At 71.9% G+C, this 11,812-nt stretch carries 8 protein-coding genes; 5 read left to right on the top strand and 3 right to left on the bottom strand.

The window, feature by feature from the left end:
* Window positions 1-139 precede the first annotated feature (139 nt).
* Complete coding sequence (locus STRNI_RS27210; protein ID WP_159488202.1) at window positions 140-1,561, top strand: S28 family serine protease; 1,422 nt, start codon at window positions 140-142, stop codon at window positions 1,559-1,561.
* A 137-nt stretch (window positions 1,562-1,698) separates the two neighbouring features.
* Here the strand turns inward: STRNI_RS27210 and STRNI_RS27215 are convergent, their stop codons facing one another.
* The 3 genes from STRNI_RS27215 to STRNI_RS27225 form a co-directional block, all read right to left on the bottom strand.
* Window positions 1,699-3,552 (bottom strand): glycoside hydrolase family 3 protein, encoded by a 1,854-nt coding sequence (locus STRNI_RS27215; RefSeq protein ID WP_159488203.1) that lies wholly within the window; start codon window positions 3,550-3,552, stop codon window positions 1,699-1,701.
* Window positions 3,553-3,925: 373 nt separating this feature from the next.
* On the bottom strand, window positions 3,926-4,789 hold the full coding sequence (locus tag STRNI_RS27220; protein ID WP_277413329.1) for a sugar phosphate isomerase/epimerase family protein: 864 nt from the start codon (window positions 4,787-4,789) through the stop codon (window positions 3,926-3,928).
* Between the two features lie 110 nt (window positions 4,790-4,899).
* On the bottom strand, window positions 4,900-5,883 hold the full coding sequence (locus STRNI_RS27225) for a bifunctional helix-turn-helix transcriptional regulator/GNAT family N-acetyltransferase (protein ID WP_018093051.1): 984 nt from the start codon (window positions 5,881-5,883) through the stop codon (window positions 4,900-4,902).
* Between the two features lie 165 nt (window positions 5,884-6,048).
* Here STRNI_RS27225 and STRNI_RS27230 point away from each other — a divergent pair, with 165 nt between their 5' ends.
* From STRNI_RS27230 to recD2, 4 genes are all read left to right on the top strand, one after another.
* Window positions 6,049-7,200 carry a Gfo/Idh/MocA family protein gene (locus STRNI_RS27230; RefSeq protein ID WP_277412183.1) on the top strand — a complete coding sequence of 384 codons (1,152 nt, stop codon included), beginning with the start codon at window positions 6,049-6,051 and terminating at the stop codon, window positions 7,198-7,200.
* Between the two features lie 56 nt (window positions 7,201-7,256).
* Window positions 7,257-8,342 (top strand): dihydrodipicolinate synthase family protein, encoded by a 1,086-nt coding sequence (locus STRNI_RS27235; protein ID WP_277412184.1) that lies wholly within the window; start codon window positions 7,257-7,259, stop codon window positions 8,340-8,342.
* Window positions 8,339-9,199, top strand: a complete 861-nt coding sequence (locus STRNI_RS27240) for a sugar phosphate isomerase/epimerase family protein (protein ID WP_277412185.1) — start codon at window positions 8,339-8,341, stop codon at window positions 9,197-9,199. The genes STRNI_RS27235 and STRNI_RS27240 overlap by 4 nt, the downstream gene beginning before the upstream one ends.
* A gap of 289 nt (window positions 9,200-9,488) precedes the next feature.
* Window positions 9,489-11,702 carry an SF1B family DNA helicase RecD2 gene (recD2, locus tag STRNI_RS27245; RefSeq protein WP_277412186.1) on the top strand — a complete coding sequence of 738 codons (2,214 nt, stop codon included), beginning with the start codon at window positions 9,489-9,491 and terminating at the stop codon, window positions 11,700-11,702.
* Window positions 11,703-11,812: the final 110 nt, after the last annotated feature.

An 11,812-nucleotide genomic window follows, 5' to 3' on the forward strand; every position in this document is an offset into this window, starting at 1 on the left:
GTTCCGGGACCGGTCCGCGGCCGTTCCAGGAACTTCCGGAGCGGGGGAGACCGATCCTCCGAACGGCGCCAAGGGCTGGTGGCACCCCCGTCGCGCCGATAGGTTCAGCCCGACCTTTGCTATCCCAAGGGGAGGGTGCATGCGCAAGGCCACCAGATGGCTGCTGTCTCTCGCGGTGCTCATAGGCACGGTGGGAGCCGGCAGCGTGCCGGCCGGGGCGGCTACCGCCGCAGGGCCGGAGACCGAGGACATCAAGGACCGGATCCTCGCGATCCCGGGAATGAGCCTCGTCGAGGAGAAGCCGGTCGACGGCTACCGCTACTTCGTTTTGAACTACACCCAGCCGGTTGACCACCGGCACCCCTCGAAGGGGACCTTCCAGCAGCGGCTGACCCTGCTGCACAAGTCGGTGGACCGGCCGACGGTGTTCTTCACCTCCGGGTACAACGTGAACACCACACCGTCCCGCAGCGAGCCCACCAAGATCATCGACGGCAATCAAGTCTCGATGGAATACCGGTACTTCACCCCGTCGCGGCCCACGCCCACCGACTGGAAGAAGCTGGACATCCGGCAGGCCGCCAACGACCAGCACCGTATCTTCCGGGCGCTGAACCGGATCTACGACAAGAACTGGATCGACACCGGCGGCAGCAAGGGCGGGATGACCGCCACGTACTACCGCCGCTTCTTCCCGGACGACATGAACGGCACCGTCGCCTATGTCGCGCCCAACGACGTACGCAACGACTCGGACGCGGCGTACGACCGGTTCTTCCGGACCGTCGGGACCGCGGAGTGCCGCACCGCCCTGACCGCCATCGAGCGCGAGGCGCTGCTGCGCCGCGGGGAGATGGTCAAGCGCTTCCAGGACTGGGCCGACAAGGAGAAGCAGACCTTCACCAAGGTCGGCAACGCCGACCGGGCCTATGAAGTCATGGTCACGGACCTGGTGTTCGGCTTCTGGCAGTACCAGCCGGCCGAGACCGCCTGCGCCGAGGTCCCCGAGCCGACCGTCTCCACGGACGAGCTGTGGAAGTGGATGGACAAGGTCGGCGGCTTCGACAGCTACACCGACCAGGGCATGGAGCCCTACACGCCGTACTACTACCAGGCGGGAACCCAGCTCGGTGAGCCCGGCTACCGCTACCCGCAGCTGGCCGGCCTGCTGAAGTACCCCGGCATCAACAACTCCCGGTCGTTCGTGCCGAAGGACATCCCGATGCGCTTCGACAAGCGCGCGATGCCCGACATCGACCGCTGGGTGCGGCACCGTGCGCACCGGATGATGTTCGTCAACGGCCAGTACGACCCGTGGAGTTCGGAGCACTTCGAGGTCGGCAAGAACGGCGCACGGGACTCCTACGTCTTCACCGTGCCCGGCGGCAACCACGGCTCGAACATCGCGAAGCTGAAGGAGGCCGACCGCACCAAGGCCACCGCCGAGCTTCTCGACTGGGCCGGGGTCCAGGCCCCGGAGGGCAAGCCCACCCCGCTGGCCCCGGACGACAAGAAGCTGGACAAGCAGGAGTTCCGGCGGATGCCGCTGCTGCGGCCCTGAGTCCGCGGGGTGCCGTGGGCCGCAGTGCCCCGCGCCCGCAGTGAGGTGACGGCACGGAACCGGCGCGCTCCCCGAGACCGGGGGAGCGCGCCGGGTCCGTGACCGGGGCACGCGCCGGATCCGTCTCCGGCACCGGCTCAGTACGTCAGCCCGTGGCCGATCTGGTAGAGCGCCCGGGTCGGGGCGTCGGCACGCATTATCGGGACGGGCAGTCTGCCCGCCGGATCCCGCTGACCGGCGATCACCCGGGCCGCCGCCCGCAGCTCCACATCCGTCCACGAGTAGCTCGCCAGCGCCGCCCGGACACCGCCCAACTGGGCGATGTCATAAGGGTTGCGGACCGCCAGCTGCACCACCGGCTTGCCCGTGGCGAGCAGCGCGTCGACCAGCTTCCGCTGGCCCGAGGCCGCGGTCACGTTGTAGGTGGCCACCACCACCGCGTCCCGCTCGCCGAGCGCCGCCACCGCCTCGTCGATCCGCTGCTGGGTCGGCGTCTGGCCCGTGGACAGGGCGGTGGCCGTGAAGCCCAGCTCGGTGAGGGCCCTCGCCAGCACCGTGGTGGGCGGACCACCGGTCCCGGACGGCGCGGCCACGTCGACGCCCGCCACCAGCACCCTGCGCTCCCGGAGCCGGGACAGCGGCAGGATGCCGGTGTCGTTGCGCAGCAGTGTGGTGGTGCGCTCCGCGATCCGGTCGGCGGCGGCGAGGTGACCGCGGGTGCCGACCGCCCGGTCCACGGCCTGGTGGGTGGTGTACGGGTCCTTGAAGAGCCCGCGCCGCTCCTTGAGCAGCAGGATGCGCATCAGCTTCGTGTCGAGGTCCCGCTCGGTCAGCTCGCCCTCCCTGAGCGCGGTGAGGACGGCACCGTGCGCGACGGAGAGGTCCGGAGGGTTCAGCAGCTGGTCGACACCGGCCTTCAGGGCGAGCACCGGCACCCGGGCGTCGCCGTACTTCACCCGGACGCCCTCCATCCCTAGGGAGTCCGTCACCACCACCCCGTCGTAGCCGAGGCGTTCGCGCAGGATGCCGGTGAGGATGGGGCGGGAGAGGGTGGCCGGGTCCTCGCTCGGGTCGAAGGCGGGCACGACGATATGCGCCGTCATGATCGAATCGATTCCGGCGGCGATCGCGGCCCGGAAGGGCGGCGCGTCCAGCCGCTCCCACTCCTCGGCGCTGTGGTGGATGTACGGCAGCCCGACATGGCTGTCGATGTCGGTGTCGCCGTGACCGGGGAAGTGCTTGGCGCAGGAGGCGATCCCGGCGCCCTGATAGCCCTTCACCTCGGCGGCGACCATACGGGCCACGGCCTGCGGGTCCGCGCCGAAGGAGCGCACGCCGATGACCGGGTTGGCGGGGTTGACATTGACATCGGCGTCCGGCGCGTAGTCCTGCCGGATACCCATCGCGAACAGTTCCTCGCCCGCGATCCGGGCCGCCGTACGGGCATCGTCGCGGGAGCCGCCCGCGCCGAGCGCCATCGCTCCGGGGAAGAGCGTCGCGGGGGCACCGACGCGGGCCACTATGCCGTGTTCCTGGTCCGTGGAGATCAGCACCGGGACGGGGAGGCGCTGGGCGGCGGCGGCCTTCTGGATGCCGTTGGAGAGGTCGGCGATCTGGTGCGGCTCACGGGTGTTGTGCGCCCAGCCGAAGTAGATGATGCCGCCGACGTGGTACTTGGCGATCAGCTCGGCGGCGTTGGCGACGCCGATCTCCTTCTGGTTCGCGGCGGCATCGGCCGGGTCGGGGTCGGTGGCGGAGTGCCCGTAGACCCGCATGACGAAGAGCTGGCCGACCTTTTCCTCCGGAGTCATACGGGAGATGAGGCGGCGCAGCCGGGCCCGGGTGGCGGCGGACGGGGCGGGGGCGGCGGGCCGGAGTCCGATGGCGGGCGCCGTGCCGTGGGCCGTGCCGTGCGCGGGACCGGCACCCGCGCCCGTGGCAGCGGCGGCCGCGGCGGCCGCGGTGGTCAGGACGGTACGTCGGGAGTGCATCTGCGCTCCTTCCGGAGGGCTTCCTCGGCTCTGTGAAGGAAACTTCCAAGGAGACACGGATAGCCGGAAAACTATTGTCGGTCAATGACTCGATCCGTGGTGGCGCCCAGCTATTGCGCGGCGGCCGGGGATGTGTGATGGGGCGTCGGGCGCTGCCTCGGATGCCGCCTTGGCCGCCGCCTCGGACTCCGCTCCGGGGCCGGGCCGTCGGCCATGTCCGGAGTGGAGTCGGGCCGACGGCTATGTCCGGAGTCGGGCCGACGGCCGCCCTCCGGGGCCGGGCCGGGCCGACGGCCACGCCCGGAGTCGGGTCGGCGCCACGCCCGGAGTCAGGCCGACGGCCATATCCCGGGTCGGGCCGACGGCGGCCCGCTCAGGAGTCGGCCGGCCCGTCCAGAAGCCGCTGGAGGTGGATGCGGCCCGGGGCCAGCAGGTCGGGGAGCCCGGCCGCCTCCGGATACCAGCGCTTCTCGTACTCCCAGCACAGCCAGCCGCCCGCGCCCTGGTCATAGGTGCCCTCGGGGGCGGGCACGGGGCCGTGGGCGCCCGCGGGGTCCTGGCTCAGGGTGTCCAGGACGGCCGCCAGCGGGACCGCGCCGGCACCGAGCGGGAGCGGTGTACGGTCCTCGGCCGAGGCGACGTCCTTGACCTGGACATAGCCCAGATGCGGGGCGAGCGCGGCATGGGTGTCGGCCGGCTCCTCACCGCCGAGCCAGCTGTGCAGCACATCCCACAGCGCCCCGATCTGACGGTGTCCCACGGGGCCCAGCACACGGGCGGCATCCGCGCCCGTACGGTGCGAGTCATGGGTCTCCAGCAGCACCCGGACGCCCCGCTCGGCCGCGAGCGGCGCCACCGCGGCGAGCCGCCGGGCGGCATCCGCGTCCGCCTCGGCCGCCGGCCGCTCCCCGCCGCCGGGGAAGACCCGCACATACGGCGCCCCCAGATCGGCGGCGAGCCACACCAGCTCGCTCAGCTCCTGTGCCAGCTCCTCCTCGCCCGCCGCATCCCGATCAGCGGCGACCTGCGCGTATCCGGCGACGGCCAGGATCTCGACCCCGGCGTCCGCGAACTGCTGGCGCACCGCGGCCCGTTCCCGCATCCCGAGCAGCGGATGCACCGGCTCCTCCGGATGGGCCCGCAGCTCCACGCCCTGATACCCGGTATCGGTGGCCAGCCGCAGGACGTCGGCCACCGGCATCCCGGGCACACCGAGGGTGGAGAACGCGAAGCGCATCGCGGGGGTGGTGCCGTGCGTGTTGCCCGTGCTGACCATGCCTGGGCTCCTCCTCGTCGGTCACGTCATCGTCGTCCGTCCCCTCCACCCTGCCCGCAATGCGCGCGGCATCACAGCACCAGCCGCCAGTCCTGGCCGACCAGGTCCTGCCCGAAGCTGTGGTGCGCCGACTCGGTGACCAGCTCGAACCCGGCCCGCTGATAGATGCTGCGGGCCGCGCCGAGGACGGAGTTGGTCCACAGCACCATCTCGCCGTACCCGGCCTCCCGGGCGAACTCCACACAGGAATCGACGAGTTGACGGCCCACCCCGTGGCCGCGGGCGTCCGGCTCCACCAGCAGCAGCCGCAGCCGGGCGACGCCGGGCCTGCCGTCCCGGACACACATCACCGCGCCCGCTCTGCGCCCGTCCAGCTCCGCTATCCAGGTGCGGTCCCACCGCGGGTCGAAGGCCTCGGCGTACTCCGCGACGATCCGGGCGACCAGCGCCTCATAGCTCAGATCGAAGCCGTACTCGGCGGAGTAGAGCGCGGCGTTGCGCTCCACCATCCAGCCCAGGTCCCCGGGGCGGGCCGTGCGCAGCGTCACCGCGGGCCCCCGGTCCCCGGGCGGCTGCTCCGCGCCTTCGCCGAGCAGGGCGCGGATGGTACGCATCGAGTCCACCAGCCGGGCCCGGTCCTCGGCCGGGAGCCGCTCCAGCAGCGACCCGGCGGCGTCCTGCGAGCGCTCCTCCAGCAGGCCGGCCGCCTCCCGGCCGCCCTCGGTCAGCGTGATGCGCTGCCGGCGGGGGTCCTGCTCGGACCTGCCGCGGGTGATCAGCTCGCGGTCCTCGAACTTGCCGAGCAGCCTGCTCAGATAGCCGGCGTCCAGCGACAGCGAGGCCCGCAGATCCGCGGCGTCCACCCGCTCGTGGTGGGCGACCTCGTAGAGCACCCGGGCCTCGGTGAGCGTGAACGGGGTGTAGAGATGCCGCCCGTAGTCGAGGGCGCCGATCAGGTTCGTATAGAAGCGGTTGAATCTGCGCAGCTCACGGACGTCGGGCGTGGCGTCGCACGCCGCGCCGGAAGTCGTGTCGGATGCCGTCCCGGTTGTCATCGTCGACCCCTCACCCTTGACTGAGTCAAGGATAAGCGACCGGAGCCGCTCCGCGCAGCAGAATTTTCGCGCCCTGTCGGCGCCCGCCCGCGCGGGCTAGCGTCCTCACGGGAGAACGCCCCCGCATGACGATCCTCATCTGCCGCGAGCGAGAGAGGCCGGGCCGTGACACACACGACCGTACGTATCGCCATGAACGGCGTGACCGGGCGCATGGGACACCGCCAGCACCTGGTCCGCTCCGTCCTCGCCCTGCGCGACCAGGGCGGCCTCGTACTCGCCGACGGGACACGGATCCGGCCGGAGCCCGTCCTCGTCGGCCGCTCCGCGCACAAACTGCGGGCGCTGGCCGAACGCCACGGCGTGGAGCACTGGAGCTGCGACCTCGACGCCGTACTGGGCGACGGCACCATCGGCATCTACTTCGACGCACAGATCACCGCCGCCCGCGAGGAAGCGGTGCGGAAGGCCATCGCCGCCGGAAAGCACCTGTACGTCGAGAAGCCCACCGCGGGCAGTCTCGACGGCGCCCTGGAGCTGGCCCGGCTGGCCCAAGAGGCGGGCGTCAAGAACGGCGTCGTCCAGGACAAGCTCTTCCTGCCCGGCCTCCGCAAGCTCCGTCGCCTCGTCGAGAGCGGCTTCTTCGGCCGCATCCTGTCCGTACGGGGCGAGTTCGGATACTGGGTCTTCGAAGGTGACCTCCAGCAGGCGCAGCGCCCCTCCTGGAACTACCGCGCCGAGGACGGCGGCGGCATCGCGGCCGATATGTTCCCGCACTGGGAGTACGTCCTGCACGAACTGTTCGGGCCGGTCAGAAGCGTCCAGGCACACCTCACCACCCACATCCCGCGCCGCTGGGACGAGTCGGGCGCCCCGTACGACGCCACCGCCGACGACGCCGCCTACGGCATCTTCGAACTGGCCGGCGGCATCGTCGCGCAGATCAACTCCTCCTGGGCGGTCCGGGTGCACCGCGACGAACTCGTGGAGTTCCAGGTGGACGGCACCGAAGGATCGGCCGTCGCCGGGCTGCGCCACTGCCGCATCCAGCACCGCGCCGGCACCCCCCGGCCCGTCTGGAACCCGGACGTCCCGGCGTCCGAGCCGTTCCGCGCGCAGTGGCAGGAGGTCCCCGACAACGCCGCCTTCGACAACGGGTTCAAGGCACAGTGGGAGCTGTTCCTGCGGCATGTCGTACGCGACGAGCCCTGGCGCTGGGACCTGGCGGCGGGCGCCCGCGGCGTCCAGCTCGCCGAACTGGCGCGCCGGTCCTCGGCGGAGGGCCGCCGCCTGGACGTGCCGGAGCCGATCCGGTGAACACCCCGGCGCACGCGTCCCCGCCCCCGCCGGCCCCTGTTTCCCGGTCCGCTCCAGTGCCGCCCCCCTTGCGCTCCCGCACGGTCCTCGCCGCCGCCCATGTGGTCGCCGATCCGCACGCCGACACCACCCCGGACGGTCCGGCCGCCGTCGACTGGGACGCCACCCTCACCTTCCGGCACCACCTGTGGTCGCACGGCCTGGGCGTGGCCGAGGCGATGGACACCGCGCAGCGCGGTGCGGGCCTGGACTGGGGCGCCGCCGCCGAGCTGATCCGGCGCTCCGCCGCCGAGGCACGGGCGGTCGGCGGGCTGCTCGCCTGCGGCGCCGGAACGGACCAACTCCCCGCACATAGCGCCTCCTTGGCCGACGTCCGGCATGCATACGAGGAACAGCTCACCGCCGTCGAGGCGGCCGGTGCCCGACCCGTCCTGATGGCGTCCCGCCAGCTCGCCGCGGCCGCCACCGGCCCGGACGACTACCGGGAGCTCTACGGCCACCTGCTGCGCCAGACCACCCGGCCGGTGATCCTGCACTGGCTCGGCGAGATGTTCGACCCGGCACTGGCGGGCTACTGGGGCAGCACGGAACCCGACACCGCCACCGAAACGCTCCTCGCCCTCGTCGCCGACCACCCCGCCAAGGTGGACGGCATCAAAATCTCCCTCCTGGACCCCGGCCGGGAGGTACGGCTGCGCCGCCAACTGCCACCGGCCGTACGGTGCTACACCGGCGACGACTTCCACTACCCGGAGCTGATCGCCGGCGACGCACACGGCTACAGCGATGCCCTGCTGGGCGTCTTCGACCCACTCGCCCCCTTGGCCGCGGCCGCCGTACGCCGCCTCGACTCCGGGGACACCACCGGCTTCCGGGCCGCCCTGGACCCGACCGTCGCGCTCGCCCGGCACCTCTTCGCGGCACCCACCCGCCACTACAAGACCGGCGTGGTCCTGCTCGCCTGGCTGGCGGGCCACCAGTCGCACTTCACCATGGTCGGCGGCCTCCAGTCGGCCCGTTCGCTGCCGCATCTGCGGCGCGCCCACGAACTGGCCGACGCGCTCGGCCTGTTCCCGGACCCGGAACGCGCCGCCCACCGGATGCGCACCCTGCTCACGGTCTACGGGGCGGACGACGCATGAGCCACAACACCCCCTCGCTCCTCGACCGTCTCAGCCTCAACCAGGAGACCGTCCGCCAGTGGTCGCTGCCCGAACTGGCCGACGGCTGCGCACGCGCGGGCGTACGGGGCGTGGGCCTGTGGCGCGCGCCCGTGCAGCAATTCGGGGTGGCCGCGGCCGCCCGGCTGATCCGGGACGCCGGGCTGCGGGTCACCAGCCTGTGCCGGGGCGGGTTCTTCACCGCCGCGGACCCGGGCGCGCGGGCCGTGGCCCTGGACGACAACCGGGCCGCCCTCGACGAGGCGGCCGCCCTCGGGACCGACACCCTGGTACTGGTCTCCGGCGGACTGCCGCCCGGCAGCCGGGATCTGCCCGGCGCCCGGGAGCGTGTCGCGGACGCGCTGGGCGAGTTGGCGCCGTACGCCGCGGAGCGGGGCGTACGGCTGGCGCTGGAACCGCTGCACCCGATGTACGCGGCGGACCGGTGCGTGGTCTCGACGCTCGCGCAGGCCCTCGACCTCGCCGAGCGGTTCCCCGCCGACCGGGTCGGGGTGGTCGTGGACACCTACCACCTGTGGTGGGACGACACGGTCGGCGCCCAGATCGGGCGCGCGGGCGGCACCGGCGGCGCGGCTGGTTCACGGCTCGCCGCCTTCCAGCTCGCCGACTGGGTCACCCCGTTGCCCGAAGGCGTCCTGCTGGGACGTGGGCAGCTCGGGGACGGCTCGGTGGATCTGCGGTGGTTCCGGGAGCGGGTCGAGACGGCCGGCTACCGGGGGCCGGTCGAGGTGGAGATCTTCAACCCGGCGCTGTGGGCACGGGACGGCGCCGAGGTACTGGCCGAGATCGTGCAGCGCGTCCGTACCCACGTCGTATGAGCGCCGCACGACCTCCGGCTGACCAGGGGACCCGCACCTCGGCCGGCCGGAAAATAACTCCACGGAGGTGTGCAACCGTTGACCGCCCACAAAGGTCATAGCTGACGTTGGTCCCGAAAAGGGGAGGGATCCGGGGGGATCCGGGACCGGCATGGAGGGGGAATCGAGGGGCCCGACCATCGGACGGGCCCCTCGATGGGAACGCGGCATCCCGGCCCCGGCGCGACGGCGGACCTCATGCGAGGGCAGACCCCCACGCGGTGTCAGACCCCGGCGGTACGGTCGGTGCATGGTCAACGCAGCCGTCGTCGAAGGGGTCCTGGAGCGGATCACCTACGCCAACGAGGAGAACGGCTATACGGTCGCGCGGGTCGACACGGGCCGCGGCTCGGGCGATCTGCTGACCGTCGTCGGCGCGCTGCTCGGGGCGCAGCCGGGGGAGTCGCTGCGCATGGAGGGCCGCTGGGGCTCCCACCCCCAGTACGGCAAGCAGTTCACGGTCGAGAACTACACCACCGTCCTGCCCGCCACCATCCAGGGCATCCGCCGCTATCTGGGCTCCGGACTCATCAAGGGCATCGGCCCGCGGATCGCGGACCGCATCGTCGAGCACTTCGGCACGGACACCCTCGACATCATCGAGCGCGAGCCCGCCCGCCTCGTCGAGGTACCGGGCCTGGGCCCCAAGCGGACGAAGCTGATCGGCGCGGCCTGGGAGGAGCAGAAGGCCATCAAGGAGGTCATGGTCTTCCTCCAGGGCGTCGGGGTGTCCACCTCCATCGCGGTGCGGATCTACAAGAAGTACGGTGACGCCGCCATCTCCGTCACCCGCAACGAGCCCTACCGCCTGGCCGCCGACGTCTGGGGCATCGGCTTCCTGACCGCCGACCGCATCGCGCAGTCCGTGGGCATTCCGCACGACAGCCCGGACCGGGTCAAGGCGGGCCTGCAGTACGCCCTGTCGCAGTCCACCGACCAGGGCCACTGCTTCCTCCCCGAGGAGCAACTGATCGCCGACGCGGTGAAGTTGCTCCAGGTCGACACCGGACTGGTCATCGACTGCCTGGGCGAGCTGGCCGCCGACCCGGAGGGCGTGGTCCGCGAGCAGGTACCGGGCGGCGCGGACGGCGAGCCGCCGGTCACCGCCGTCTATCTGGTGCCGTTCCACCGTGCCGAGATCTCCCTGTCCGGCCGGCTGACCCGGCTGCTGCGGACGGACGAGGACCGGATGCCGGCGTTCCGGGACGTCGACTGGGACAAGGCGCTGGCGTGGCTGGCGCGGCGGACGGGCGCCGAGCTGGCCCCCGAGCAGCAGCAGGCGGTGCGGCTGGCGCTGACGCAGAAGGTCGCGGTGCTCACCGGCGGGCCGGGCTGCGGCAAGTCCTTCACGGTCCGGTCCGTCGTCGAGCTGGCCCGCGCCAAGAAGGCCACGGTGGTGCTGGCGGCGCCCACGGGCCGGGCGGCCAAGCGGCTCTCGGAGCTGACCGGGGCGGAGGCCTCCACGGTCCACCGCCTCCTGGAGCTCAAGCCGGGCGGGGACGCCGCCTATGACGCGGACCGGCCGCTGGACGCCGATCTGGTGGTCGTCGACGAGGCGTCGATGCTGGATCTGCTGCTCGCCAACAAGCTGGTCAAGGCGGTGCCGCCGGGCGCCCATCTGCTGCTGGTCGGGGATGTCGACCAGCTGCCGTCGGTGGGCGCGGGCGAGGTGCTGCGAGATCTGCTCGACGGGTCCGGCCCCGTGCCGGCGGTCCGGCTGACCAGGATCTTCCGCCAGGCCCAGCAGTCCGGGGTGGTCACCAACGCCCACCGCATCAACTCCGGTGTGCCGCCCCTGACGTCCGGAATGACGGACTTCTTCCTGTTCGCCGAGGAGGACGCCGAAGAGGCCGGGCGGCTGACCGTGGATGTCGTGGCCCGCCGCATCCCGGCGAAGTTCGGTCTCGACCCGCGCCGGGACGTCCAGGTGCTCACCCCCATGCACCGCGGTCCGGCCGGCGCGGGAGCCCTGAACGGCCTGCTCCAGCAGGCCGTCACCCCGGCCCGCCCCGATCTGCCCGAGCGCCGCTTCGGCGGCCGGGTCTTCCGTGTCGGCGACAAGGTCACTCAGATCAGGAACAATTATGAAAAGGGCCGTAATGGCGTCTTCAACGGCACGGTCGGTGTGGTCACCGCACTGGACGGCGATGAGCAGCGACTGACCGTGCGCACGGACGAGGACGAGGAGGTTCCCTACGACTTCGACGAACTCGATGAACTCGCCCATGCCTATGCCGTGACGATCCACCGCTCGCAGGGTAGTGAGTATCCAGCGGTGGTGATTCCGGTCACCACCAGTGCCTGGATGATGCTGCAGCGCAATCTGCTGTATACCGCCGTGACCCGGGCAAAGCGTTTGGTGGTGCTGGTCGGCTCCCGGAAAGCCCTGGGACAGGCCGTACGCACGGTATCCGCCGGTCGGCGGTGTACGGCGCTGGATCACCGGCTCGCCGGTGCGATGTGATGTCACCCCTCTTTCCTATTCAGGGCGAAGAGGGGCAGGATGGGCACCCAGACGGCACTGAGTGCCGCAGACAGGCCCTATGGCCGACCCCGAGTGCACATCCAAGGCCC

The sequence above is a fragment of the Streptomyces nigrescens genome (assembly GCF_027626975.1).
GTDB lineage: Bacteria > Actinomycetota > Actinomycetes > Streptomycetales > Streptomycetaceae > Streptomyces > Streptomyces nigrescens.